Below are 25,905 nucleotides of genomic sequence, written 5' to 3' on the forward strand. Positions count from 1 at the left end.
GCGATGCTCAGACTTTGAATCGCGAAACGCCAGTGCGCAGCCCGACCGCCACCTGACTCAACTCGTCAATGGCGAAACTGGCCTGGCGCAATGACTCGACGGTCTGGCTGCTGGCATCGCCCAGTTGCACCAGCGCCTGATTGATCTGCTCGGCACCCGTGGCTTGCGCCTGCATGCCCTCGTTGACCATGAGTACCCGTGGGGCGAGCGCCTGGACCTGATGAATGATCTGCGACAACTGCTCGCCGACCTGGGTGACTTCGTACATGCCGCGACGTACTTCCTCGGAAAACTTGTCCATACCCATGACGCCAGCCGACACGGCGGACTGAATTTCGCGCACCATCTGCTCGATGTCATAGGTGGCGACAGCCGTCTGGTCGGCGAGGCGACGCACTTCGGTGGCAACGACGGCAAAACCACGTCCGTATTCACCGGCCTTCTCGGCCTCGATGGCGGCGTTCAGCGACAGCAGGTTGGTCTGGTCGGCCACCTTGACGATGGTCACCACGACCTGATTGATGTTGCCGGCCTTCTCGTTGAGGATTGCCAGTTTGGCATTGACCAGATTGGCCGCGCCCATCACCTGATGCATGGTGTCTTCCATGCGCGCCAGCCCCTGCTGGCCGGAACCGGCCAGAATCGAGGCCTGATCTGCGGCCGACGTGACCTCGGTCATGGTGCGCACCAGATCGCGGGACGTCGCCGCAATTTCACGCGAAGTAGCGCCGATTTCAGTGGTCGTTGCCGCGGTTTCAGTGGCCGTTGCCTGCTGTTGGCGCGACGTGGCGGCAATTTCAGTGACCGAGGTCGTGACCTGCACCGAGGAACGCTGAGCCTGCGCGACCAGCGCGGTCAGTTCGGTCATCATGTCGTTGAAGCCGGTTTCCACCACGTTGAACTCGTCCTTGCGCGACAGGCTAAGACGCGAACTCAGGTCGCCGGTACGCATGGTTTCCAGAATCCGCACAATGAGCTGCATCGGCGCGATGATCGAGCGCATAAGGAGCAAACCGCACGCTGCGGCGGCCATGATGGCGATCAACAGGGAGAAGACCATGCTGATCTTGGCACCCAGCACGGCATTGCCGATATTGTTGGTGGCGCGGTCCGCCAACTGCTTGTTGGCGAGGATCACTTCACCGAGCTGCTTGCGACCGTCAATCCAGGCTGGATTCACCTCGCCGTAAAACTGGGTGCGAGCCCCCTGGTAGTCACCCTGTTCATACTTGGCGTGAACGTCGGCGAGCAATCGGTAATAGGTGTCACGGTTTTTTTCAAAAACAGCAAAGCTGGCCCTGTCGGCATCTTCGAAAATGGACCTCTTGTAGCCGTCCATCTGAGTTTGCAGGTTGTCTTCGAACCCCCGAAGCTGGTCTTTTTCCTGCTTGGTCAACGCCCTGCCCTGGCCTTCGCCGATCAGCTCCAGCGTACGGATATAACTATCACTCCAGGCACTGCGCACCAGAGTGCTGTAATAAACGCCTGGCAAGGCGTCGAGACGAACCTGCTCTTCGCTGGACTGGATGGATAACAGACGGGAGTAAAACACAACAACCATTAACAGCATGATTGCAATGATGACGGCAAAACTCGCCAGAATTCGTTGGCGCAAGGTCCAGTTCTTCACAGTCAGCCCTCAGGAGTTCAACAACGGCATCCGGCCGTGTTCAAGAAGTGGACCGACAGACGGTCCAAGCCGCGTGAGTATAGCCCAGCGTTCTAACCATTAGCGTGTCATGTGAAAATGAAATCAAAGGCGGTTCTAACATGCCCGGATTTACAGCACGAAACCTGCGCTTGGGCGCAATAAAAAGAGTTTGACCAGGTGAAAAAAGGTCAACTATCGAAGCGATAAAGCTGGTGTGCACATGCGTCGGGAATGCACTGTCGGGGCGCGTGTGGGGTCGCACTCCGACAGGCACTTCACTAAAGCCTTACTGCGCGTCCCGGACCTGCCCCTCAAGCTCGGCCTTGAGACCAGGTTCCAGTTTCAACGCACGTACCAGCTCATCCAGATAGGCGCGCTCCATGAAATGCTCCTGATCCACCAGCATCACACTGGCGATGTACATTTCTGCAGCCATTTCCGGTGTGGTGGCCGCCCGGGCGACTTCAGCGGGATCCAGCGGCTTGTTCAACTCGGCATGCAACCAGCTTTGCAACGTCTGATCGGTGCTCAGCTTGTTGAATTCGCCTTCGATCAACTCACGCTCGCGCTCATCGACGTGGCCATCAGCCTTGGCGGCGGCAACCAGCGCGCGCAGTATTGCCTGACTGTGCAGCTCGGCTTCGGATTCAGGCAGGCGGTCAATGGTTTGCGGCTCGCGCTGGCCGGTCATGCCCTGGCTGGCCTGCCAGTTGTTGTAGGCCTTGTAAGCCAGCACACCCAGCGCTGCGAGGCCGCCATAGGTCAGTGCCTTGCCACCCATGCCCCGAGAGCGCTTGCCTTTGAGCAGGCTCATGGCGCCGGCCGCCAGCGCCCCGCCACCAGCACCTGAAAGCAGGCCGCCAAGTCCGCTCTGCCCGCCACTTTTGCCGCTGCCGAGCAGACTGCCCAGCCCGTTCATCAACGAATCACTGCCCGACGGCGTTTTGCCGGGCTTGCCGCTTGTCTTGTCCTGCAACATGTTCTGACCAGACTTGAGCAACTGATCGAGTAAGCCACGCGTATTCACAGAAACCTCCAGAGGGTTGTCAGATGAAATGATTGACCCGTAACTCAGCGAGATGTCGCTGAACGTTGACTACGGGTGTGCTTCCAGATGTTGCAAACGGGCATAATAAAGGTCCGGATTCGGCTGACCTGGCTGTGCGAAGAGCGTGCAACCCTGCCTGATTACAACGGTCAGTTCCTGTGAGCCTCAAAAAGAGCGGACAATGCAGGGCACTCCTATGAACGGGTCGTTACCGCTAACGCTCGTCGATACTTATTTACGACCCAGCAGCCATCAGGAGCTTGTCTGAAGTGATATCACATCTTGGTTTCCCCGCAGGCACCAGCGAAGCAGCCGGGGTAATCAGGTCCAGGGACTGGAGCCAGACCTCACTCGGCCCCATGGCCCAATGGCCTGCATCGCTCAAGCATGCACTGAACCTGATCCTGAACAACCCTGAGTCGATGTACGTGCTATGGGGGCGGGAGTTGGTCTTCTTCCACAATGACGCCTACGCACCGATCCTTGGCCCGCGCAAGCCGCATGCTATCGGTGCGCGGGTACATGAGCTGTGGGCCGATGTCTGGGATCAGGTGTCACCCCTGGCCGAGCAGGCGCTGAACGGCCAGCCAGGGCGCTGGACAGACATGCCGCTGACCATGGCTCGCTACGGAGAAATCGAACAGACCTGGTGGTCGTTTTCATTCTCGCCGTTGATCGATGAGCATGGCGTGACGGTGGGCGTACTCTGCGCGACCAACGAAACCACGCGGCACGTGCTTGACCAGCAAGCACTTGAAGAGAGCGAGCACAGGCGACAGGACCTGATCAAGCAGTTGATCGAGCTGGAAAGACAACAAACCGCCAAGCTTGAAGCGCGCACGCTGGAACTTGATACGTTCTGGACGATTTCACCCGACCCACTGGCCATGCTCGACTTCAACGGCATATTCCTGCGCGTCAACCCGGCCTGGACCTCAATCCTGGGCTGGACGGAGCACGAACTGGTCGGCACCTCGATCCTCAACCTGCTGCACCCCGACGATGTTGCCAGCACCCAAGATGCCTTAAAGCACACCGTCAACCACGTGTTGCCGCTGTTTGAGAACCGCTACCAGCATGTTGATGGTACCTACCACTGGTTCGGCTGGACCGCAGCACCTGGCAATGGCCTGATTTTTGCGCTGGGCAAGGACCTGACCGATGAGAAACAGCGCATTGAAGCGCTACGCCTCACTGAAGAAGCGCTGCGTCAGTCACAGAAGATGGAAGCCGTCGGGCAACTGACCGGAGGGCTGGCGCACGACTTCAACAACTTGTTGATGGGTGTGACCGGCAACATCGAGTTGCTGCAGTCGCGCGTGAAGCAGGAACGATTCTCGGAGCTGGATCGATACATCGGCTCGGCACTGGAAGGCTCACGACGGGCGGCCTCACTGACTCACCGTCTGCTGGCGTTTTCACGCCGCCAGACCTTGGCACCGAAGTCGACCGACCTCGACCAACTCGTGGCCGGCATGGACGAACTCATCAGGCGCACGGTCGGACCGTCCATCGACATGCAGGTACGTCCCTCACAAGGCCTGTGGTCGACCATGGTCGATCAGCACCAGCTGGAAAACTCCCTGCTTAACCTGTGCATCAACGCCAAAGATGCGATGCCTGATGGCGGCCAATTATTGATCGAAACCGCCAACCGTCATCTGGACGCGGTTTCCGCAGCGCGCTACGAACTGACAGCGGGACGTTACGTTGAGCTGACCGTCAGCGATACCGGCACCGGAATGACCAGGGACGTCATGGGACGGGCGTTCGATCCGTTCTATACCACCAAGCCCATAGGCATGGGCACCGGCCTGGGCCTGTCGATGATTTATGGCTTTGCCCGCCAGTCGGGCGGCGGTGTGAGCATTGAATCGCAAGTCGGGCGAGGCTCGAAACTCACCATCTTTCTGCCGATGTTTGAAGGCGAAGCGCAACTGCCCGAGCCCGACAGCAGCCTCATCCTGCCTGCACCGATCAGTGCCGGAGGCGAGACAATAATGGTTGTCGACGATGAAAAGGCCATCCGCCAACTGGTCACTGAAGTGCTTGAAGAGCTGGGTTATCAGGTATTGCAAGCCGAGCGTGGTGCCGAGGCGCTGGTCATTCTGCAATCGAAAACCGCAATTGATCTGTTGATTACCGATGTCGGCCTTCCGGGAGGCATGAACGGTCGCCAAGTGGCCGATGCGGCTCGGGCGGTGCGCCCGGATCTGAAAATCCTGTTCGTGACCGGCTATGCCGAAAACGCAGCCCTGGCGCACGACACCCTTGAGCCCGGCATGTACGTTCTGCCCAAGCCCTTCTCCATTGCGGCGCTGACCGCACGGGTCATGGAATTGCTGGAGAGTGCCAATGAGCGGTTGTAGCGCAGGCTGCCTGCCATGAAAAACACCCGACACTGAACAAAACCGGTTGTCTGTTTTCTGCAAGATGCCGCCATGCAAAAGACACGGCGGCATCTACCACACTACGCGCCAGGTGGCCCCTGCCTCAATCCCGAAGATCGGACTCGTGAATCGGCTGGTCCCGATGCGTTGCGCGCTGATATTGAGCGGGCCAGGTGGCCAGTCGGCCGCCCAGATCGTCATCGGCGTGCAGCGGCCAGTAAGGGTCGCGCAGAAGCTCGCGGGCCAGCAGGATGATGTCAGCCTGCCCGGTGCGCAGAATGTGCTCGGCCTGTGCGGGGTCTGTGATCATGCCTACTGTACCGGTTGCTATCCCGGACTCCTTGCGAACGCGTTCGGCAAAGCGGGTCTGGTAGCCCGGGCCGACCGGAATTTCTGCATGGGCAGCGGTACCGCCCGACGACACGTCGATCAGGTCTGCGCCCAGCGCCTTGAGGCGGCGCGCCAGCTCCACGGTTTCGTCCGGGTTCCAGCCATCTTCCACCCAGTCAGTCGCCGAAACACGCACGAACAGCGGCAGCTCTTGCGGCCAGACCGAGCGAACGGCCTCGGTCACTTGCAAGGTCAGGCGAATGCGGTTTTCGAACGAACCGCCGTACTCATCCGTGCGTTGATTGCTCAGCGGTGACAGGAATTGATGCAGCAGGTAGCCGTGCGCTGCGTGGATCTCGACCACTTTGAAACCCGCCGTCAATGAACGTCGCGCCGCGTCGACAAACGCCTTGATCAGCTCCTGAATCTGGATTTCGCTCAACTTCACGGGTGCAGTGTGCTGAGGATCGAAGGCAATCGCCGAAGGACCGACCGGGGTCCAGCCGCCTTCACTTTCGGGGATACTGCCATGCTTGCCCAGCCATGGACGCCAGGTGCTGGCCTTGCGTCCGGCATGCGCCAGCTGCACACCAGCGACAGCGCCCTGTGCAGTGATGAAACGCGTGATGCGTTGCAGCGGCTCGATTTGCTCGTCGTTCCACAGGCCAAGGTCTTCGGGGGTAATACGACCGTCAGGCGTCACCGCCATGGCTTCAGTAATCACCAGTCCCGCGCCGCCAACGGCACGGCTGCCCAGATGCACCAGGTGCCAGTCGTTGGCCAGGCCATCGACGCTGGAGTACTGACACATAGGCGATACGGCGATGCGATTACGCAGCGTCAATTGACGCAGGGTATAGGGCTCAAGCAGCAGGCTCATGGCAACCTCTCATGTTGAAAATTCGGGTGTCCCGGCTCGTTTTCAGTGAGCAGCTTTCAGTGGACAGAGCCTAGTCGACAACCTATGAGCCTGACGGGTTCCAGCTCATTCTCAACGTGGCGCGATGTGCACCACCATCAGTTGCACGGTTTCGTTGCCACGAAACTCGTTGAGATCCAGCTTGTAGGCCAGCTCGACCCAGCGGATGTTGGGGTTGGGCCAGATATCACGGTCCACGCTGAACGCAATACCGTCGAGCTTGACGCTGCCGCATTCGGTCTTGAGCACCATTTTCAAATGGCGTTCTCCGACCACCCGCTGTTCCACCAACTGAAACACGCCATGAAACAACGGCTCAGGAAAATGCTGGCCCCAGGGACCGGCGTTGCGCAGCGCGCGGGCCAGTTCCAGATGAAACTCTTCGACCGCCAACGAGCCGTCCGACAACAAACGCCCGGTCAAATCCTGTTCGTCGAGCTGACGCCGCACTTCCTGATCGAACGCCTCGGCAAAGGCCGGGAAATTCTCTTCAGGCAAGGACAAGCCCGCAGCCATGGCGTGCCCGCCAAACTTGCTGATCAGGTGCGGATGAGCTGCCGCCACAGCATCCAGTGCATCACGAATATGAAAGCCCGGCACCGAGCGAGCCGAGCCCTTGAGCACGCCCTCCCCTGCGCTGGCAAAGGCGATGGTGGGGCGGTGATAACGCTCTTTCATGCGCGAGGCCAGGATGCCGATCACACCCTGGTGCCAGTCCGGCTCGAACAGGCACAAGCCGAACGGCATCGATTCCAGCGGCAGATCCTTGAGCTGGGCCAATGCTTCGCGCTGCATACCTTGCTCGATGGATTTGCGATCCTGGTTCAACTCGTCCAGTTGCACGGCCATTTCCCGCGCCAGCGTCGGGTCATCGCACAGCAGGCATTCGATCCCGAGACTCATGTCATCCAGACGTCCAGCGGCATTCAGGCGCGGACCAAGAATGAAACCCAGGTCAGTGGATGTGATGCGTGACGGCTCGCGGCGGGCCACTTCCAGAATCGCGCGCAGCCCCGGACGCGCGCGACCGGCACGGATCCGCATCAGGCCCTGATGCACCAGAATGCGGTTGTTGGCATCCAGCGGCACCACGTCTGCCACGCTGCCCAATGCGACCAGATCCAGCAGCTCCCCCAGATTGGGCTGAGCGCGCTGATTGCTCTCGAACCAGCCGGTATCACGCAGACGTGCGCGCAACGCCATCAGCACATAGAAAATCACCCCCACGCCCGCCAGCGATTTGCTGGGGAACGTGCAGCCCGGCTGGTTGGGATTGACGATGGCGTCGGCGGCGGGCAGCTCATGGCCTGGCAAGTGGTGATCGGTGACCAGCACTTGCAGACCGGCAGCCTTGGCCGCCGCTACGCCTTCGACGCTGGAGATGCCGTTATCCACAGTGATCAACAACTGCGGTTCGCGCTGCAGCGCGACTTCGACGATCTCCGGCGTCAGGCCATAACCGTATTCGAAACGGTTCGGCACCAGATAATCGACGTGGGCTGCGCCCAGCAATCGCAGGCCCAGCACACCAACCGTGCTGGCGGTCGCGCCATCGGCATCGAAGTCGCCGACGATCAGCATGCGCTGGCCCTCGCGAAGTGCCGTCACCAGCAGGTCAACGGCGGCGTCGATGCCCTTGAGCTGCTGATACGGGATCAGGCGCGCCAGACTCTTGTCCAGCTCCGCCTCGCACGCCACGCCCCTTGCCGCATAAAGACGAGTGAGCAATGGTGGAAGATCGCCGAGGAATGGCAGGGTATCGGGCAACAGACGAGGTTCGATGCGCATGCGGGTCAGCTGATTCTCTTCGATGGGTCAGTAAATGTGGGCGGTGCGGTGTCAGCCGCGCTCGCCTGCGAGCCATTGCAATTGGACTTCGTGCTGGCCACGGTCATCGGTAACAAACACCGTGCCTTCGCTGATCATCACATCCCACTTGATGACGCGCGGCATGTCTTTGGCCAGTACCTCAAGCACCTCTTGCGGAACGGCAGCGATATTGACGTTCTTCAGATTCTTGATGGCCGGAATGACCTTGCCTTCCCAGACCCGCAGGCTGCCGTAAGCCAGCAGACTGGTGCGTTCGGTACGACGCGAGCACCAGGTCAGTCGGTCGGCATCGGGCTGGCCCACTTCGATCCAGTGCAGAACCCGGTCGTCCAGGCTTTTTTCCCAAAGCGCCGGTTCGTCTACATCAGACAGGCCGCGGCCAAAGGAAAGCTGCTCGTTGTACCAGAAGGCGTAGGCCAGCAAACGCACGGTCATGCGCTCTTCGGTTTCGGAGGGATGGCGGGCAATGGTCTGCTTGACGCTTTCGTAAACGCCCCGGTCGAGATCGGTGAGGTTCAGTTCGAATTTGTAGGTCGTGGACGGCTGGGCCATGAACGGGCTTCTAGAGTCTGGAGGAAAGAGCGCAAGTCTACCCGATGCGGGCCCGGCGAACGAATCGGCTCACCATCAAACCCAGAGACGGCGGCGTAATCAACGCGTAATCTGGCGGGCGTTCACTTGCCTGACAAGGAAATCGGGTTAGCCCGTTACTTGCCGTATCTACCGGCTGGATGTGACCCCGTCACGCTGGGGCGACTCAAAGCCTTGCAGTCTGGCAACCGTGACTGACTGAAAAACTTTCGGGGATGACACCAACGAATGACTTTTCGTGCCTCGTACTGCGCAATGCTCCGCATGCTGCTCGTGCTGCTGTTGCCTGCCATGTCGACCCCGAGTCAGGCACGCGAGACATTGACCTGGCTGCTGCGCGACCTACCGCCTTCGACCATCTTCTCGGGACCGATGCAGGGACAAGGCGCCATCGATCAACTCATGCCGCAACTGACTGCAAGGATGCCTGAATACGACCACGTACTGGTGCGAGTCAACAGGGCCAGGGCGATGCAAATGCTGACCGAGGGCACCTCACTCAGCTGCGACCCGACCATGCTCTGGACACCAGAGCGTGCCAGAACCATCGCTTTTTCAATCCCCACGTTCGTCCTGTTCAGTAGCGGGTTGATTGTGCGCAAAGAAGAAATGGACCGGTTCGAACCCTTCATTTCGCAGGGAAAGATCGACTTTGACGAGCTGATGGCCAGCAAGACGATCAAGCTGGGGATCGTGGCCGAGCGCAGCTATGGCGGGATGATCGACAAGACGCTGCAGACCAGCCAGAAGCAGGACTTGAGCCTGCATTACGGCACTGATGCCGTCGGCAGTCTGCTGCAGATGGCGCGAGCAGGCCGCTTGCAAGGGGTGCTTGGTTTCTGGTTCGAGGTGCGCTATCAGGCGCTGCAGCAAGGCATTGATCCAGAAGAGCTCGCCTTTGTGCCGATCAAGGACAACCCTGCCTACCAACCGGCCTACATCGGCTGCAGCAACACACCACAGGGCAGACAGGCGATTACTTTGATCAATCGGGAAATGCGCACCCTGCGCGAGAGCAGCCTGATGGGGCTTTACGCCCAGTGGCTGGCACCTGAACAGCGTGCGCAATACCTGCAGGACGTGAAGGCGATATTCGAGGCCAGCCAGGCCCCGTAACACCTGTATCCACAAAAAAGAAACCCCGGACAGCGGAGCGGCTGCCCGGGGTAAACATGGCCTTTAAGACCAGTACGTCAGACCCTGATCACCGGAGCACAATGCTCAGTCCTGACATACCGTATAAGAGCGCCGGACAACCATAAGGTTCCGGCCGGCAATCACCCGAAGGTCGGAGCGCCGACGAATGTACGACTGACTTCGGCATTGCGCATCGCGGCAATCATGCAGGGCTCGATCCTGCCCTCGGCGACCATCAGATCGCGGTGAAGCCCGTCGACAACGTCCGTCAACTGGCGTTTGTCACTGAGCTGATCTGCAGTGAATGTGCGTTCGATCACGCAAGCACCCGACATATCTTTCAGCGTCACCAGACGCTCACCGTGAGCGCCCGCCGGGCCGATACTGGCCTGATAGGGAGCAAGCGCTTCACTTAGCAGTAAGCTGATATTTTCCATATAGATCACCACTCAACAGTTTGAATGCAAAGGTGCTTATCAATGACCATTGGCACAGGCACAAAGTTCTTTCCTGCTGCCCGGTCACAGCGACTCTTTCGGCATTCGAGCATGCCTGTCGAATGTGACAGGGAAAAAACTGCACTTCAGAAGCCTATATTTGCGCCATGTCATGCATGAGCAAGTCGTTCAGGGTCATCAGGCCGTCATCATTGCGTAGGATTTTTCATCAATTATCAGATCAACATCCTACAAATCGCTTATCCACTGCCTGCCCTTACAAACAGCTACGTCAGATGCAATACCATTAGGAACTGTACGAAACGTCGGCGAGCGCAACCACTGTTCGTACCGAACCTAGCCATCCTTCATGGAGCCAGACCTTGAGCGCTTCCAACGCCCCGCCCTTGCGTATCATCGTGGCTGATGACCACCCTATCTTCCTGATCGGACTGCGAGTCGTTCTGGAGCAGGACGACACTGCAACCGTCATCGCCGAGGCAAGTGACCCGGACGAGCTGTTGGTGGCGCTCAAAAATCACGCCTGTGATGTGCTGGTGACGGACTTCATGATGCCTGCCGAAAAGCAGGGCGATGGGCTGCGTCTGCTGCAACGCATTCAACGGGATTTCCCCACGCTGCCTGTAGTGGTGGTGACCACGCTAAGCAACGCCGGCCTGTTTCAGTCCATGCTGGCGCTTAACGTCAAAGGCCTGTTGAGCAAAGCCAGCGTGGCGGGCGAGTTGCCGGTTGCGATTGAAAGCGTTCGCAGCGGTCAGGTATTTCTGGCCGACTCGGTGCGCAGGGTCCTGCAGGACGCACAGCATCACGGCCCTGACGCGCCTCTCGCGTTCGAGCATTTGTCCCCCCGAGAACTTGAAGTGCTGCGCCTGTTGTCAGCGGGCCATGCGGTAGGCCAGATCGCCACTCAGCTCAACCGCAGCAAGCAGACGGTGAGCGCCCAGAAGGTCAGCGCAATGCGCAAACTCGGGCTGGCGAACGAGGCCGCCCTGTTTATCTATTTGCAGGAACATGGGCTGTCCTGAACCACAGCATCATGGACAGCCACGCGCGTCCTGCTGCGCTCATCCAGCCAGCGAACAAGGTCCGCCGCGGCCATGGGACGCGCAATGAAGTAGCCCTGAATTGCCGATGCCTCCAGCGCCAGCAGGCTATGGTAGTCATCCAGAGTCTCGACACCTTCGACCACCACCGTCATCGACAACCGTTGCGCCATGAGCATCGCGCCCGCCACCACCGCTGACTTGCGCGCATCTTCGGCCATTCCCCGAACGAAGTCGGTCGGGATTTTCAGCTCACTGAAAGGTAGCAGCAGCAGGCGATCGATGTTCGACGCCCCCATGCCAAAGTCGTCGATCGACAGCTTGCAGCCCTGCATGCAAAGACGTAACAGCACCTCCAGCGGCCAGGCCTGCAGGCCTGCGTCATCCTGCTCGAGAATCTCCAGAGTCAGGGCATCGGCCGGCACCTGATGACGCGCCAGCGCTTGTGTGACCTGCTCCATGAAATCGGTCTGCTGCAAGACCTGCGGGGCGATGTTCACAGATACCGGTAGCGTCTGACCCCGCTCGCGCAGACACTGCGCAGACAACGCCAATGCCTGGTCCAGTACGCGCCAGGTCAACGGGACAATCAGCCCCTGCGCTTCGATGATGTCCATGAAGCTTCCGGGAGCCAGCAGACCGAGCACCGGGTGCTGCCAGCGAACCAGCGCCTCGACGCCCAGCACATCGCCATCCAGGCTGACCTTTGGTTGAAAGTGAGCAATCCACTGCGCTGCACTGGATGCATTCGAGGAGCCGCAGAACAATTGATGCGCACTCAAGGGTTCCTGCAATGGACAATCCGACCCGGGCTCATGGCGCTCGGCCGCAGTGTGCTCATAGGCATCGAGCAACTCGCGCAAGACCGCGGCCGAAGCTGGCTTCTGCAAACAGCCCAGGACTTCAAGCCCCTGGTCGGCAGCCAGTCGGGCTACGCCCTCCAGCACGTAGCTGGTCGTGCTGCTGAGCACGATCAAAGCGTTCGCCTGGCGTTCGGACGCCAGATGGCGAATCAACTCAAGACCGTCCGCCCCTTCCATCTGCAGATCACAAATGGCGATATCGACAGGACCACGACTGTGCAACGACTGCAGGGCATCCTCGACACTCTCGGCCGTGCGCACATCGAAAACCTGCAGGGCGTTGAGCATCTGATGCAACGCCATCAGTTGAAAGGGATGATCTTCGAGGATCAGAACCTTGAGTGAGCGCACAATCATGCCTATCGAGTCGCAGCCGTCAGGCCAGAAGAGCATTCACTCTAGACACTTGCGGTTCTGTATCCCATAGGACAAGTCTTAAAACGCACCTTGGCGTTCACGCGTTGTGCTCTGGCACTCAATCAGACTGAGGAGACAGTTCAGGCAGCTCGACGAGATGAACCTCTATGTCCTGACGCAAGCTGTCGATGGCCGCCTCAAGAACAGGCCAACGCTCGCGCAATTGTGCCGAGGCCTCGCGCAAGACGCTTTCGTCCAGAGCCGCACAAGCCTTTGCCAGCGGCAACGCATCGACCAGGCATGCTGCGCCCTTGAGACGATGCAGCGACGCACCCAGGCCCTGCCAGTCCTGCGCATGGACTGCCGACTCCAGGAGCGAATGCTCATGCAGCAGGTTTTTCCAGAGTTCAGCCAACAACCGCTGCATCTGTTGTTCATTGGCCTGAGTCATACGATGCAGCGTCTGGATATCGAACGTGGGTTCGGGAACCAGTCTTGCCAGCGATTGCGCCAGATGCTCCAGCGATACGGGCTTGGTCAGCAGGCCGTCCATCCCCGAACGCTCACAACGCTGCACCTCATCGTTCATGGCGTTGGCCGTACAGCCGATGACCGGGCAACGCCGATGCAACGTCTGCGCTTCGATCCGTCGAATGGCTTCGGTCAGGGTATAACCGCTTATACCGGGCATGTTGCAGTCGGTGATCACAGCGTCGAACCTGCCCTCCCGCCACGCCTGCAACGCCGCCTCTCCGCTCTGGACAGGGACGACCTGATGCCCCAGGAACTCCAGTTGCCGGGTCAGCACCATGCGATTGGCAGAAAGATCGTCGACCACCAGCAATTCCAGGCTCTTGTGCTGGGCGAGCGAACCAGGCATTTCGTTATCGGGCGCGATAGCATGCTCAACTCTGGCAAGCGTCAGGTCGATCGTCACCCGAGTACCTTTTAAAGGCTCGCTCTGCAGGCTGATCTGGCCGTTCATCAGCTCCACCAACTGACGAGAAATGCTCAGACCCAACCCACTGCCGCCATAACGGGCTGCGGTATCGACGCTGGCCTGGGTGAAGGGTTTGAACACCTGCTGCTGGCGCTCCGGCTCAATGCCTGCGCCACTGTCCTGAACATCGATGCGAATGTGCGAAGCCTGATCGGACCTATCAAGCAGCCGGACCGTCACTACCACCGCCCCCTCATCGGTAAACTTCAAGGCGTTGCCTACGACGTTATGCAGAACCTGCCGCAACCTTAGGGAATCCAGCCAGTAATCACCTTCGACCTGTGCAGAAAATTCCAGCCGAAGCTGCAGCCCCTTTGCCTTGGCCTGAGCGGAAAACAGCTGAACCACGCCTTCGAAGAACCCACGCAGCGACGTCACTGCGAGTGACAATTGCATTTCCCCGGCCTCGATCCTGGCCAGATCGAGGCTGTCGCCCACCAGTGCAACGAGTTCAGTGGCTGAACGGTGTGCCACCTTAAGGCCTTCGGAGGGCTCATGCCCTTCACGCAGCGCCTGCTCGCATTCCAGCTCAAGCAGCCCGATGATTGCTGCCATCGGTGTGCGAATCTCATGACTCATGCTGGCCAGAAAGGCGCTCTTGGCTTCGTTGGCCTGATCGGCGTGGCGCAGCGCTTCTTCGAGCTGATGCTCCAGACGCTTGCGCTCGGTGATGTCGACCCAGCCACCCAGCAAACCCTGCAACTGGCCATCAGCCCCGAAGAACGGCACCGTCCACTGCCAGGCGTCCAGGCGCTTGCCCAGGACTTCAAGTGTGCGATCGGCAAAGATCGGACGATGGTCTTCCAGTAACTTCAGGTAGTCCGTATGCATCTGCTCGGCGACCGGGCGCGGAATCAGGTCGACGTCCGTCAGGCGACGGCCGTTGAGCTGCTCGAAGCTGACACCCAGGCTGTCTTCGTAACTGCGGTTGCAGGAAATAAGACGTCCTTTCAGGTCGCGTACGTAGATGGGGTTGGGAATGCCGTCGAGCAACGCACGCTTGAAGGCCAACTGGTCGTTGAGTTGTCGCTCTACCTTGAGACGCTGGCGAATCTGCGTTTTGAGCCGACTGCTCCACACCAGCGAAACCAGCCCGACCAGCATCGCCACGGTCATTACCCAGATCGCCCAATCGGGAATGCGGCTCCAGAGGGAGGGCTGGGGCAGCATCGAACCCAGCCATTTCACCCGAATGGAGCGCAACTCGGCGACGGGAAACTCTTCGAGCGCCTTGTTCAGGATGCCGAGCAGTTCGGGCTGTGACTTGATCACCGAAAAGCGGTCGGGCGACCATTTCCCGTCCACACTGCGAGCCACCTTGAGCTTGCCGGAGGGAAACAGATAAGCGCCGGCCTCGTTCTGGATCGAGGCATCGGCAACGCCACTTTCAACCAGCGCGCGCGCCTGATCGTAGGTATGAACAAGCTTCAACTGGATGCCGGGGTACTCACGCCTGATCTGGTCTTCAAGCGCGTGACGAGCAGGTAACGCGAGCACACGCCCCTCAAGACCTGCCAGCGAAACATCCGAAGAGCTTTCGGAGCGCACCACGAACACCCAGTTGTTTCCGCCGAAGGAGTAGGTGAAATCGAGAAACCCTCGACGCTCGGCGTTCTCGGCAAGGGTCGTGTTCATGTCCGCCATGCCGTTACGAAGCGCTTCCATACTCTCACGGGTGGAAGGCACTTCGCGGTGGACGAACTGCAAGCCGGTCATGCGTGATATACGCGCCAGCACATCGATGTTGAGCCCCACCCAATGGCCGTGTTTGTCCTTGTAGATATAGGGTGGATGCTGAGTGGTCGATACAGTGACGACGGGATGTTTGAGCATCCAGCGCCGCTCGGCACCGGTGACGCTGACCCGCTGCCCTGCCAGATCAGCACCCAGCCCCATGGTCCAGCGACTCAACACCTCGCGACAGACCGAAGGATCGATAGCGGCCAGCGCACGGTCAAAAAGCGCAAGCAAACGCTGCTCCTGCTCGCGTACCGCAAACGCAAAGCCTACGGGAGGCAACGCGCTTTCGAATTTGATCTGCAACCCGAGATAGGGTCGCAACGCGATGTAGGAACGTACGATCACTTCATTGCCGATGAAGACATCCACCTCACCCTGGCTCAAGGCTTCCAGGGCACTGTACAGGTTGGGCGCGATGATAATCCTGCTGCCGGGATAAACACTGCGCACAACGTCTGAGTCGGCATAGCCGTCCAGCAGAACGACTTTCTTGCCCTCAAGCCCCAGAGACGGACTCAAGTCGTTGCCACGGCCCACCACGACAGAGCGGTCCGGCATGTACTCGGTGGAAAAGGCCAGGCCTTTGACGCCGCGCTCGAAGCCATTTGCGCTGGTCAGTACATCGATGATGCCCTTGCGCAATGCTTCGATGGCCTCGTCACGCTGGGCAAACCCGGTCACTTGCATCGACACGTTCAACTGATCACCGACCATGCTCAGGTAATCGGCGCTGATGCCTTGATAGCGGTTGCGGTCACTGGTGATATCAATGGGCTCGTAATCGGCAATGGCGATGCCGACCCGAATGACTTTGTGCTGGTCCAGCCATTGTCGATCCTGCGCATCCAGAGGCAGGTCCTCGGACACCAGAAACGGAGCGGTCAGGGTAAAGGGCAGACTTTGCGTTGCACCGACCGACTGAGTGAAGAAAACCATCAGCAGCAGGAACAACAGGCGCCATGCGCTGCCCTCCTCGACCCTGACTGTCATCCTGACGATCCTTCGCATACTTGCCTGCTTCACAACACCCGACCCGACTGAACTGAAAACATCCGAAGTTTGGCACGTAGAAACGAGAAGGCCCGCCAGATGGCGGGCCTAAAGTTGTTACACAACGATTCTGTCAGAGGGGCTTGCCGCGGTTCCCGTGCTGGCTGACGAACGCCTGTATGGCTTTCAGGTCATTTGGCAGGACCGTGCAGCGCTCGTCACGCTCGAAAAGATCAGACATATGTGCAGGTAGCTCTAGCGCTTTTCCTACGCCTGCCTTCTCCACAGCCTCGGGGAATTTGACCGGATGCGCCGTGCCCAGAATCACCATCGGCGTATCCAGGCTGCGACGGCATTCACGAGCCGCTTTGACACCGATCGCCGTGTGCGGATCCAGCAGCTCGCCGGTCTTGGCAAACACGTCGGCGATGGTTTCGCAGGTTTGCTCGTCACTGACCGCCAGGGAGTCGAACAGCTTGCGCGTTTCGGTCCAGCGCTCTTCTTCGACGCTGAAACCACTTCCTTGCCTGAAGCTGTTCATCAGTTCGGCAATGGCCAGACCGTTACGACCGTGCATGTCGAACAGCAAACGTTCGAAGTTGGAGGACACCATGATGTCCATCGACGGCGACAGCGTGGCGTGCAGGGTTTCCTTGACGTACTGATTGCCGCTCATGAAACGGTGCAGGATGTCGTTGCGGTTGGTGGCCACGATCAACTGATTGATCGGCAGACCCATGTTGCGTGCCAGGTAGCCGGCGAAGATATCGCCGAAGTTGCCGGTCGGCACCGAGAACGATACGGAACGCGCCGGGCCGCCCAGCTGCAGCGAGGCGTGGAAGTAGTAGACGATCTGGGCCATGATCCGTGCCCAGTTGATCGAGTTGACCGCGACCAGACGCGTACCTTTCAGGAAGCTCTGATCGGCGAAGCTGGCCTTGACCATTTCCTGGCAGTCGTCGAAGTTTCCTTCCACGGCGATGTTGTGGATGTTGTCACCGAAGATTGTGGTCATCTGGCGGCGCTGAACATCGGACACACGATTGTGCGGGTGCAGAATGAAGATATCGACGTTGTCGCAGCGGCGGCAGCCTTCGATGGCAGCCGAGCCGGTATCGCCGGAAGTGGCGCCAATGATGACCACGCGCTCGCCGCGCTTGGCCAGCACGTAGTCCAGCAGACGACCGAGCAATTGCAGCGCGAAATCCTTGAACGCCAGGGTCGGGCCGTGGAACAGCTCAAGCACCCACTCGTTGCCGTTCAATTGACGCAGCGGCGCGATCGCGCTGTGAGCGAAGACGCCGTAGGTCTCTTCAAGAATCTGTTTGAAGTCGGCGTCCGGGATGCTGCCGGTCACGAAGGGACGCATCACCCGGAAGGCCAGCTCGTGATACGGCAGGCCGGCCCAGGAAGCAATTTCTTCCTGGGTGAAGCGCGGCAGGTTTTCAGGAACATACAAGCCGCCATCGGTGGCCAGGCCAGCCAGCAGCACGTCTTCGAAATTCAGCGCAGGCGCTTGGCCGCGAGTACTGATATAGCGCATGGGATCAAACCTTTGGTTTGAGCTTCAAGCCCGCAGCGTGCTGCCGCAGGCTTGCAGCTGAAGTTAATTCAGATGTTCGACACGGATGCGGACCACCGGGCCCACTACGTCCTGCAAGGCTTCCAGAGCCTTGATGGCATCGTTGATGCGCTGTTCGATCACGCGATGCGTCAGCAGGATCATCGGTACCAGACCGTCATGCTCTTCGACTTCTTTCTGCATGATCGACTCGATATTGATGCCGCGCTCGGACAGAATGCTCGCCACCTGAGCCAGCACGCCCGGATGATCCTTGGCCTGAATGCGCAGGTAGTAGGCGCTTTCGCAGGCTTCGATTGGCAGAATCGGATGAGCCGACAGCGAATCGGGCTGGAAGGCCAAATGTGGAACACGGTTCTCGGGGTCGGAGGTCATGGCGCGGACCACGTCGACCAGATCGGCGATGACCGACGACGCTGTAGGCTCCATGCCAGCTCCTGCACCGTAGAACAGGGTCGAGCCCGACGCATCACCGTTGACCATCACCGCATTCATCACGCCGTTGACGTTGGCGATCAGGCGATCGGCCGGGATCAGGGTCGGGTGTACTCGCAACTCGATACCTTGGGCGGTACTGCGCGCAACACCCAGATGCTTGATGCGGTAGCCCAGCGCTTCGGCGTAGTTCACATCAGCGGTAGTGAGCTTGGTGATGCCTTCGGTATAAGCCTTGTCGAACTGCAACGGGATACCGAACGCAATGGACGCCAGAATCGTCAGCTTGTGCGCCGCATCGATACCTTCGACGTCGAAGGTCGGATCGGCCTCGGCGTAACCCAATGCCTGGGCTTCAGCCAGCACGTCAGGGAACGTGCGGCCCTTTTCACGCATTTCAGTGAGGATGAAGTTACCAGTGCCATTGATGATGCCGGCGACCCAGTTGATGCGGTTCGCCGACAGGCCTTCACGAATCGCCTTGATAACCGGGATACCGCCCGCGACGGCTGCTTCGAAGGCGACAATGACGCCCTTCTCGCGCGCCTTGGCAAAGATCTCGTTGCCGTGAACGGCAATCAGCGCCTTGTTGGCGGTGACTACGTGCTTGCCGTTCTCGATGGCCTTGAGCACCAATTCGCGCGCGATGGTGTAGCCACCGATCAGCTCGATGATGATGTCGATTTCAGGGTTGCTGGCAACGGCGAACACATCACTGGTCGTAGGCGTACCGGTAATCTGGCAGTTGGGGTTTGGTGTACGAACCGCAATTTGCGCGACCTCGATTCCACGCCCGGCACGGCGGGCAATCTCCTCGGCGTTACGCTTGAGTACGTTGAAAGTACCGCCACCGACAGTACCCAGCCCACATATGCCTACTTTGACCGGTTTCACTGATGAACTCCCCGAAAAACAGCCGAACCTGAATCGACTGTGAAAAACAGTCGCGTATCGCCACGCGACCACAATTTAGCGAGACGACGGCAGGGCCGTCATGTCAGGTCGCGGGCGTGCCCGACGACCAGAACGCCTGACACGAACTACTTGGCACCCAGTGCCAGTTTGGCAACCTGGGCTGCGGGTTGATAGCCCGGAATGACCTGACCGTCGGCCAGGACAATCGCCGGCGTGCCGTTTACCCCAATGGACTGACCCAGTTCGTATTGCCGGGTGACCGGGTTGTCGCACTTGGCGGCCTTGATGTCTTTGCCATCGACCATGCGATCCATGGCCGCTTTACGATCCTTGGAGCACCAGACAGCCTGCAACTGCTCGTCACCCGGCGAACCCAGCCCCTGGCGCGGGAACGCAAGGTAACGCACCTCAACACCCATCTTGTTCAACTGGCCGACTTCTTCGTGAAGCTTATGGCAGTAAGGGCACGTGGTATCGGTGAATACCGTGATGTGCGACTTGGTCTCGCCGACCGCCGGATAGACCACCATTTCGGCAGCGGGAATGGCGTTGATGGTCTTGGATATGGCCAGACGCTCGGTCTTCTCGGTCAGGTTGACCGGCTTGCCGTTCTGCACCTGAAACAGGTAACCCTGGACCACGAACTGCCCGTCGGCGCTGGCGTACAGAACGCGGCCACCTTTGAGCTTGACCTCGTAGAGGCCATTGAGCGGACTGGGCGCAATGCTTTCAACCGGCAGCTCCAGTTGGAGCGTATCAAGGGTCTTGCGAATGGCCTGCTCAGGGGCGGCATCGGCCTGGGCAAACGTACTGAACGTGCCAGCCAGTGCGACGACGGCGGCAGCGAAAATCTGGGGCAAGCGCATGAAAACTCCTATGACGGCGGACAGACGAACCACTGCAGAGATGGAGAAGGTCGGTCTGGTTCTGCGAAACCGGCAAAGCCTATCACATTAGGCCTGTAACACCGACCCGGACTGACGTCGGACGCGTCGGAAATTGCAGCCGTAACTACCCTCGGGGATGGTGTCTGGCATGCAGGTCCTGCAACCTGGCGCGTGCTACGTGAGTATAGATCTGCGTCGTCGACAGGTCGCTGTGCCCCAACAGCATCTGCACGACCCGAAGGTCGGCACCATGGTTGAGCAAATGAGTGGCAAACGCATGGCGCAATGTGTGAGGTGACAAGGATTTATCGATGCCGGCAACCACGGCCTGGTGCTTGATCCGGTGCCAGAAGGTCTGCCGGGTCATTTGCTCGCCGCGCTGACTGGGAAACAGGACGTCACTGGGACGACCGTTCAGCAACTCGTCCCGAGCACCGCGCATGTAGCGCTCAACCCAGACAATAGCCTCTTCGCCCATCGGCACCAGACGCTCCTTGCTGCCCTTGCCCATCACCCGCAGTACACCCTGACGCAGGTTGACTTGCTCCAGCGTCAGACTGATCAGTTCCGTGACGCGCAGACCGCAGGCGTACAGCACTTCCAGCATCGCCCGATCCCGCTGACCGATAGCTTCGCTCAGGTCCGGTGCCGCCAGCAACGCCTCGACATCCGCTTCGGACAGTGACTTGGGGAGCGGCTTGCCCAACTGGGGCATGTCGATCTGCAGGGTAGGATCGACTGCGATCAGCTTTTCACGCAACAGATAGCGGTAAAAACCACGAGCACCCGACAAAAAACGCGCGGTTGAGCGCGGCTTGTAGACCTGATCCACGCGCCACGCCAAATGATCAAGAATCGCTTCGCGCCCCGCGCTCGGCAGATCGATGTTGCGTTCCTGCAGCCAGCCGTTAAACAAGGCCAGGTCACTGCGATAGGCGTCACGGGTGTTGTCGGACAGGCCTTTTTCCAGCCAGAGTGCGTCGAGAAACTGGTCAATCAGTGGATGGTCGATGGCAGGCATGGCTACTCGGGGCTTGTACAGGAGCGGGAAGGTCAATCATTAAACACCAGACAACAAAAAAGCAGCCCGAAGGCTGCTTTTTTTATGCATCGAAAAACTGTATCAGGACAGTTTTTCCTTGATGCGAGCTGCTTTACCGGACAGGTCACGCAGGTAGTACAGTTTGGCCTTGCGAACGTCACCGCGACGTTTCACAGCCATGCTGTCGATTTGCGGGCTGTAAGTCTGAAAAGTACGCTCAACGCCAACACCGTTGGAGATTTTACGAACAGTGAAAGCACTGTTCACGCCACGGTTACGCTTGGCAATTACAACGCCTTCAAAGGCTTGCAGACGAGCGCGGTCGCCTTCCTTCACTTTCACCTGAACGACAATAGTGTCGCCCGGGGCAAAGGTAGGGATCTCTTTGGTCATCTGCTCTGCTTCGAGGGCAAGAATGATTTTGTTAGTCATGCTGGTGCTCCTAAGGTAATCCGTCTGGATCGACCATCGATACGTTAACTATCGTCCCGCTCGCGGATGTATTCCGCCAGCAGCTTCTTCTCTTCTCCAGAAAGCGAGCGGCTTTCCAGAAGATCAGCGCGTCGTTCATAGGTCCGCCCGAGGGACTGCTGTAAACGCCAACGCCGGATGTGCGCGTGATTGCCACTTAGCAACACGTCGGGAACACGCTGATCCGCATACACCTCAGGTCGGGTGTAATGCGGGCAATCCAGCAGACCGTCCGTGAAGGAATCCTCCTCCGCGGAGTCCACATGCCCTAAAGCTCCAGGCAGCAGCCGCGTAACCGCGTCAATCAGGACCATCGCCGGCAGCTCGCCACCGGAAAGAACATAGTCACCAATCGACCACTCTTCATCGACATGAGCCTCAATAAAGCGCTCGTCAATGCCTTCATAACGACCGGCGATGAGGATAATCGCGTCCTCCTGCGCCAGCTCGCGTACCGCAGACTGATCCAGCTTGCGGCCTTGTGGCGACAGGTAGATCACCTTCGCCGCATCCCCCGCCGCTTGCCTGGCCTGAACCAGAGCATCTTCAAGGGGCTTGATCTTCATCACCATGCCCGGACCACCGCCAAATGGGCGATCATCCACAGTGTGATGGCGATCAGTGGTGTAATCCCGCGGATTCCAACAAGTGAGCTGCAACAGCCCTTGTTTCACCGCACGGCTGGTAATGCCGTATTCGCTGATGGCGGAAAACATCTCGGGAAACAGACTGATGACTTCTATGCGTAGGCTAGCCATGGCACTCAGAAGTCCGCATCCCAATCCACCTTCATCTCGCCAGCATCCAGGTTAACTGCCAACACGCATTGCTCTGTATAAGGCAACAAGCGTTCACGATCATCCAGGCTGCCTGCGCAGGGCTTTACAACCATTACATCGTTCGAACCGGTTTCGAGCAGGTGATCGATTTTCCCGAGCAATTTCTCGTGTTGATCAATGACCTTGAGGCCTTCAAGCTGGTACCAGTAGTACTCGCCATCGTCCAGATCAGGGAACAGGTTGCGCGGCACGCAGATTTCGTAACCGGACAGAAGACGTGCTTCTTCACGATCATCGAGATCTTTGAGCTTTGCGACCAGAAACTTGCTCTGCAAGCGTCCGCTGACCAGCTCAACCTGCTTCTCAACGCTGCCTTCGCGCCGAAGCGTCCAGGTTTTGTAGTCCAACAGGTTTCCAATCGGATCAGTAAAGGAAAAGACCTTCACTTCGCCGCGAACGCCATGAACTGAGTAAATCTTGCCAATGACGATCAGATCGTCGGCAGGTGCAGGCGTCGCGTTCATAAGACTCAGGCCGCAGCCTTTGCCTTGTTGTGCTCTTTGAGCAGCTGTGCAACGCGCTCAGAAGTTTGTGCACCCACGCTCAACCAGTAGTTGACGCGTTCTTCGTTAACGGACAAACGGATTTCCTGACCACGGGCAACCGGGTTGAAGAAACCTACTTGTTCCTTGTGGGAACCGTCACGAGCGTTGCGGCTGTCGGTAACGGTCAAGTGGTAAAACGGGCGCTTTTTGGAGCCGCCAAGGGCAAGACGGATGGTTAGCATTGAACATCGTTCCTGTAGTCGGTGCTGCAAATCTAAGATGCACAGCGGGCATAGGTGCCCGAAAGGCCGCATATTCTAAGGAATATCCCGACTTTTGCAAATGTCTTTTTCCGGTGCCTATCGGCGTGCCGTCCAGATTTGCCAGAGCGCTGTCGGTATGACAGCAGGTAGAAGCCCGCACAACGCGGGCTGAGCGGGGGTCACCCCCCATGCGGGACGCGCGCAAGACACTCCGCGCGCGACACAATCACATCTTTGGCATGCCGCCGCCGGGGAACATTCCACCCATGCCGCGCATCATTTTTGCCATTCCGCCCTTGGCGGAGAATTTTTTCATCATCTTCTGCATCTGCTTGTGCTGCTTGATCAGACGCCCGATGTCCTGAACCTGAGTGCCAGAGCCCATCGAAATGCGGCGCTTGCGCGAGCCGCTGATCAGATCAGGATCACGACGCTCGGCCGGGGTCATCGAGTTGATGATGGCTTCCATCTGCTTGAACTGCTTCTCGGCTGCGCCCTGAGCGTTGCCCATCTGAGAGAGATTCACGCCACCGATGCTTGGCAGTTTGTCCATCAGGCCGCCAAGGCCGCCCATGTTCTTCATCTGTTGCAGTTGATCGCGGAAGTCTTCGAGGTCGAAGCCCTTGCCCTTCTTCAGCTTCTTGGCCAGTTTGTCGGCCTTGTCCTTGTCGAGGGTCTGTTCGGCCTGCTCGATCAGGCTGAGCACATCGCCCATGCCCAGGATGCGCGAGGCAATACGGTCCGGGTGGAACGGCTCGAGCGCGTCGCTCTTTTCACCCATACCGATGAACTTGATCGGCTTGCCGGTAATCGCCCGCACCGACAATGCAGCACCGCCACGCGCATCACCGTCGACCTTGGTCAGGATCACGCCGGTCAGCGGCAGCGCATCACCGAAGGCCTTGGCGGTGTTGGCGGCATCCTGGCCGGTCATGGCGTCGACGACGAACAGCGTCTCTGCCGGCTTGACTGCGGCGTGCAAGGACTGGATCTCGCCCATCATCTCGGCGTCGATGTGCAGACGGCCGGCGGTGTCGACAATCACGACATCAATGAACTTGAGCTTCGCTTCTTTAATAGCAGCCTGAGCGATGTCCACAGGCTTCTGGCTGATGTCGGACGCGAAGAACGTGACGCCGATGTCGTTGGCCAGCGTTTCCAGCTGCTTGATGGCAGCGGGACGATACACGTCGACCGACACCACCATCACGGTTTTCTTCTTTCGCTCTTTGAGAAAGCGCGCCAGCTTGCCTGCGGTGGTGGTCTTGCCCGCACCCTGCAGGCCAGCCATCAGCACGACGGCCGGTGGCGTGACGTTAAGCACCAGGTCTTCGTTGGCAGCGCCCATCAGGCTTTCGAGTTCGGCCTGAACGATCTTCACGAACGCCTGGCCCGGCGTCAGGCTGCGCGACACTTCGGTGCCGACTGCACGTTCCTTGACGTTGTTGACGAAGTCCTTCACCACAGGCAAAGCGACGTCGGCCTCGAGCAAAGCCATACGCACTTCGCGCAAGGTATCTTTGATGTTGTCCTCGTTCAGCTTGGCTTTGCCAGTTACGTGGCGAAGCGTCTGCGAGAGGCGGTCTGTCAGATTTTCAAACATGCGCGATCCTTTCAGGCTCTCGTCGAACCCCGGTTGATGCGGCCCGGCCCGTGATGCAGAAATGGCGCTCGGCGAGCCTGCGGCTTGAGCAGGTGGCGGATTATAGCGAAGACTCCGCTGCACGGACACCACGCAGACTGCTTCTGTGGTCTTTCGTGATTTGTGGGTTCTATGCCAAACTCAGCGTCTTTCCAGGCCCGTCCCTCAGGATCTATGTCCCCTTTGCCACCCAGCCTGCTTCCCAGCCTCGCCGCCGCCAGTCTTTACGCCGCGGCGACCGCCTATCAAGGCCTTCGCCTGAGCCAGACCACAAGGCCCGACAAGCGGCTGCTTTGCCTGCTTGGCACACTGGCCGTCATCGCTCACGCCATCGGTCTTTTCTCGCAACTGGCGCGCCCCGTAGGCCTTGGCCTGGATTTTTTCAATTCGGCCAGCCTGATTGCAGTGTCGGTCATCGCCGTGACCTTGATCGCCACGGCGCGCATTCCGGTTGAAAACCTTCTCGTCCTGCTGTTTCCGCTGGGCATGATCACCGCCCTGCTGGCGCAATTTGCGCCCAGCGGCACTGTTCAACCGATCGAAGAAGAACCCGGCATCCTGAGCCATATCCTGCTGTCACTGCTGGCCTACGGCATGTTCACCATTGCCGTGTTCCAGTCGTTGCTGCTGCTGGTCCAGGACCATCAGCTCAAGCACAAGCACCCGCTGGGCCTGATCAAGAACTTTCCGCCGCTGCAGACCATGGAGAGCCTGCTGTTCGGCTTCCTGTGGGCGGGCTGGACCCTGCTGTCACTGTCGCTGATCTCGGGCTGGCTGTTCGTCGAGAATCTGTTTGCCCAGCACCTGGTTCACAAAACCCTGTTGGCCTGCCTGGCTTGGATAGTGTTCAGCGTTCTGCTGTGGGGCCGTAACCGCCTCGGCTGGCGTGGACACAAGGCTATTCGCTGGACGCTGGGCGGTTTCTGCCTGCTGATGCTGGCTTATTTCGGCAGCAAGCTGGTACGCGAATTCATTCTGCACATCTGACGGGCGACGA

The 25,905-nt window shown here is 59.0% G+C and carries 21 protein-coding genes; 4 read left to right on the top strand and 17 right to left on the bottom strand.

Annotated elements, in window-relative coordinates; translation table 11 throughout:
- Positions 1-7: 7 nt before the first annotated feature.
- The gene (locus tag H8S56_RS05765; protein WP_187518104.1) at positions 8-1,630 is read right to left on the bottom strand and encodes a methyl-accepting chemotaxis protein; all 1,623 of its coding nucleotides are present in this window, start codon (positions 1,628-1,630) and stop codon (positions 8-10) included.
- Positions 1,631-1,937: 307 nt separating this feature from the next.
- On the bottom strand, positions 1,938-2,678 hold the full coding sequence (locus H8S56_RS05770; protein ID WP_187518105.1) for a tellurite resistance TerB family protein: 741 nt from the start codon (positions 2,676-2,678) through the stop codon (positions 1,938-1,940).
- A gap of 290 nt (positions 2,679-2,968) precedes the next feature.
- Here H8S56_RS05770 and H8S56_RS05775 point away from each other — a divergent pair, with 290 nt between their 5' ends.
- Positions 2,969-5,068 carry a hybrid sensor histidine kinase/response regulator gene (locus H8S56_RS05775; protein ID WP_187518106.1) on the top strand — a complete coding sequence of 700 codons (2,100 nt, stop codon included), beginning with the start codon at positions 2,969-2,971 and terminating at the stop codon, positions 5,066-5,068.
- Between the two features lie 124 nt (positions 5,069-5,192).
- On the opposite strand, the gene H8S56_RS05780 is transcribed toward H8S56_RS05775, so the two are convergent.
- The 3 genes from H8S56_RS05780 to H8S56_RS05790 all read right to left on the bottom strand — a co-directional run bounded on the left by H8S56_RS05780 (position 5,193) and on the right by H8S56_RS05790 (position 8,720).
- On the bottom strand, positions 5,193-6,299 hold the full coding sequence (locus H8S56_RS05780; RefSeq protein WP_024685945.1) for an NADH:flavin oxidoreductase/NADH oxidase: 1,107 nt from the start codon (positions 6,297-6,299) through the stop codon (positions 5,193-5,195).
- Positions 6,300-6,410: 111 nt separating this feature from the next.
- The gene (gene recJ, locus H8S56_RS05785; RefSeq protein ID WP_024694832.1) at positions 6,411-8,126 is read right to left on the bottom strand and encodes a single-stranded-DNA-specific exonuclease RecJ; all 1,716 of its coding nucleotides are present in this window, start codon (positions 8,124-8,126) and stop codon (positions 6,411-6,413) included.
- Between the two features lie 51 nt (positions 8,127-8,177).
- On the bottom strand, positions 8,178-8,720 hold the full coding sequence (locus tag H8S56_RS05790) for a YaeQ family protein (protein WP_003314240.1): 543 nt from the start codon (positions 8,718-8,720) through the stop codon (positions 8,178-8,180).
- A gap of 267 nt (positions 8,721-8,987) precedes the next feature.
- On the opposite strand from H8S56_RS05790, the gene H8S56_RS05795 reads away from it, so the two are divergent.
- Positions 8,988-9,875, top strand: coding sequence for a TIGR02285 family protein (locus H8S56_RS05795; RefSeq protein WP_187518107.1), 888 nt, complete (start codon positions 8,988-8,990; stop codon positions 9,873-9,875).
- 161 nt (positions 9,876-10,036) lie between these two features.
- Here H8S56_RS05795 and H8S56_RS05800 read toward each other — a convergent pair whose 3' ends face one another.
- Entirely contained in the window at positions 10,037-10,333 is a 297-nt protein-coding gene (locus H8S56_RS05800; RefSeq protein WP_024685942.1) for a DUF3509 domain-containing protein, read from the bottom strand.
- Positions 10,334-10,716: 383 nt separating this feature from the next.
- Between H8S56_RS05800 and H8S56_RS05805 the strand changes: the two genes are divergently transcribed.
- Complete coding sequence (locus H8S56_RS05805; RefSeq protein ID WP_024685941.1) at positions 10,717-11,379, top strand: response regulator transcription factor; 663 nt, start codon at positions 10,717-10,719, stop codon at positions 11,377-11,379.
- Here H8S56_RS05805 and H8S56_RS05810 read toward each other — a convergent pair.
- The 11 genes from H8S56_RS05810 to ffh form a co-directional block, all read right to left on the bottom strand.
- On the bottom strand, positions 11,352-12,611 hold the full coding sequence (locus H8S56_RS05810) for an EAL domain-containing response regulator (RefSeq protein WP_456239163.1): 1,260 nt from the start codon (positions 12,609-12,611) through the stop codon (positions 11,352-11,354). The genes H8S56_RS05805 and H8S56_RS05810 overlap by 28 nt on opposite strands.
- A 124-nt stretch (positions 12,612-12,735) precedes the next feature.
- On the bottom strand, positions 12,736-16,293 hold the full coding sequence (locus tag H8S56_RS05815; protein ID WP_408003781.1) for an ATP-binding protein: 3,558 nt from the start codon (positions 16,291-16,293) through the stop codon (positions 12,736-12,738).
- A 187-nt stretch (positions 16,294-16,480) separates the two neighbouring features.
- Complete coding sequence (gene thrC / locus H8S56_RS05820; RefSeq protein WP_024694837.1) at positions 16,481-17,890, bottom strand: threonine synthase; 1,410 nt, start codon at positions 17,888-17,890, stop codon at positions 16,481-16,483.
- 63 nt (positions 17,891-17,953) lie between these two features.
- A complete protein-coding gene (locus H8S56_RS05825) occupies positions 17,954-19,258 on the bottom strand; it encodes a homoserine dehydrogenase (protein WP_024685937.1) in 1,305 nt (434 codons plus the stop codon).
- A gap of 146 nt (positions 19,259-19,404) precedes the next feature.
- Entirely contained in the window at positions 19,405-20,145 is a 741-nt protein-coding gene (gene dsbC / locus H8S56_RS05830) for a bifunctional protein-disulfide isomerase/oxidoreductase DsbC (protein ID WP_024685936.1), read from the bottom strand.
- A gap of 145 nt (positions 20,146-20,290) precedes the next feature.
- On the bottom strand, positions 20,291-21,187 hold the full coding sequence (xerD, locus tag H8S56_RS05835) for a site-specific tyrosine recombinase XerD (RefSeq protein WP_024685935.1): 897 nt from the start codon (positions 21,185-21,187) through the stop codon (positions 20,291-20,293).
- 102 nt (positions 21,188-21,289) lie between these two features.
- Positions 21,290-21,640 carry a 50S ribosomal protein L19 gene (rplS, locus tag H8S56_RS05840; protein WP_002552524.1) on the bottom strand — a complete coding sequence of 117 codons (351 nt, stop codon included), beginning with the start codon at positions 21,638-21,640 and terminating at the stop codon, positions 21,290-21,292.
- Between the two features lie 44 nt (positions 21,641-21,684).
- Positions 21,685-22,437 (bottom strand): tRNA (guanosine(37)-N1)-methyltransferase TrmD, encoded by a 753-nt coding sequence (gene trmD / locus H8S56_RS05845; protein WP_004878872.1) that lies wholly within the window; start codon positions 22,435-22,437, stop codon positions 21,685-21,687.
- Between the two features lie 5 nt (positions 22,438-22,442).
- The gene (gene rimM / locus H8S56_RS05850; protein WP_187518109.1) at positions 22,443-22,982 is read right to left on the bottom strand and encodes a ribosome maturation factor RimM; all 540 of its coding nucleotides are present in this window, start codon (positions 22,980-22,982) and stop codon (positions 22,443-22,445) included.
- 5 nt (positions 22,983-22,987) lie between these two features.
- Positions 22,988-23,245 carry a 30S ribosomal protein S16 gene (rpsP, locus tag H8S56_RS05855; protein WP_024685933.1) on the bottom strand — a complete coding sequence of 86 codons (258 nt, stop codon included), beginning with the start codon at positions 23,243-23,245 and terminating at the stop codon, positions 22,988-22,990.
- A 247-nt stretch (positions 23,246-23,492) separates the two neighbouring features.
- Complete coding sequence (gene ffh / locus H8S56_RS05860; RefSeq protein WP_004878868.1) at positions 23,493-24,869, bottom strand: signal recognition particle protein; 1,377 nt, start codon at positions 24,867-24,869, stop codon at positions 23,493-23,495.
- A 213-nt stretch (positions 24,870-25,082) separates the two neighbouring features.
- Here ffh and H8S56_RS05865 point away from each other — a divergent pair, with 213 nt between their 5' ends.
- Entirely contained in the window at positions 25,083-25,895 is an 813-nt protein-coding gene (locus H8S56_RS05865) for a cytochrome C assembly family protein (RefSeq protein WP_187518110.1), read from the top strand.
- The last annotated feature ends 10 nt before the right edge of the window (positions 25,896-25,905 follow it).

Origin of the sequence: Pseudomonas triticifolii (assembly GCF_014358015.1) — a bacterium.
GTDB classification, from domain to species: Bacteria; Pseudomonadota; Gammaproteobacteria; order Pseudomonadales; family Pseudomonadaceae; genus Aquipseudomonas; species Aquipseudomonas triticifolii.

Coding starts and splice junctions, on each gene's coding strand:
- xerD (WP_024685935.1), bottom strand. CDS start 21,187: ATGCCTGCCATCGACCATCCACTGATTGACCAGTTTCTCGACGCACTC.
- H8S56_RS05800 (WP_024685942.1), bottom strand. CDS start 10,333: ATGGAAAATATCAGCTTACTGCTAAGTGAAGCGCTTGCTCCCTATCAG.
- rplS (WP_002552524.1), bottom strand. CDS start 21,640: ATGACTAACAAAATCATTCTTGCCCTCGAAGCAGAGCAGATGACCAAA.
- H8S56_RS05780 (WP_024685945.1), bottom strand. CDS start 6,299: ATGAGCCTGCTGCTTGAGCCCTATACCCTGCGTCAATTGACGCTGCGT.
- rimM (WP_187518109.1), bottom strand. CDS start 22,982: ATGAACGCGACGCCTGCACCTGCCGACGATCTGATCGTCATTGGCAAG.
- dsbC (WP_024685936.1), bottom strand. CDS start 20,145: ATGCGCTTGCCCCAGATTTTCGCTGCCGCCGTCGTCGCACTGGCTGGC.
- trmD (WP_004878872.1), bottom strand. CDS start 22,437: ATGGCTAGCCTACGCATAGAAGTCATCAGTCTGTTTCCCGAGATGTTT.
- thrC (WP_024694837.1), bottom strand. CDS start 17,890: ATGCGCTATATCAGTACTCGCGGCCAAGCGCCTGCGCTGAATTTCGAA.
- H8S56_RS05790 (WP_003314240.1), bottom strand. CDS start 8,720: ATGGCCCAGCCGTCCACGACCTACAAATTCGAACTGAACCTCACCGAT.
- ffh (WP_004878868.1), bottom strand. CDS start 24,869: ATGTTTGAAAATCTGACAGACCGCCTCTCGCAGACGCTTCGCCACGTA.
- H8S56_RS05815 (WP_408003781.1), bottom strand. CDS start 16,293: ATGGTTTTCTTCACTCAGTCGGTCGGTGCAACGCAAAGTCTGCCCTTT.
- rpsP (WP_024685933.1), bottom strand. CDS start 23,245: ATGCTAACCATCCGTCTTGCCCTTGGCGGCTCCAAAAAGCGCCCGTTT.
- H8S56_RS05795 (WP_187518107.1), top strand. CDS start 8,988: ATGACTTTTCGTGCCTCGTACTGCGCAATGCTCCGCATGCTGCTCGTG.
- recJ (WP_024694832.1), bottom strand. CDS start 8,126: ATGCGCATCGAACCTCGTCTGTTGCCCGATACCCTGCCATTCCTCGGC.
- H8S56_RS05865 (WP_187518110.1), top strand. CDS start 25,083: ATGTCCCCTTTGCCACCCAGCCTGCTTCCCAGCCTCGCCGCCGCCAGT.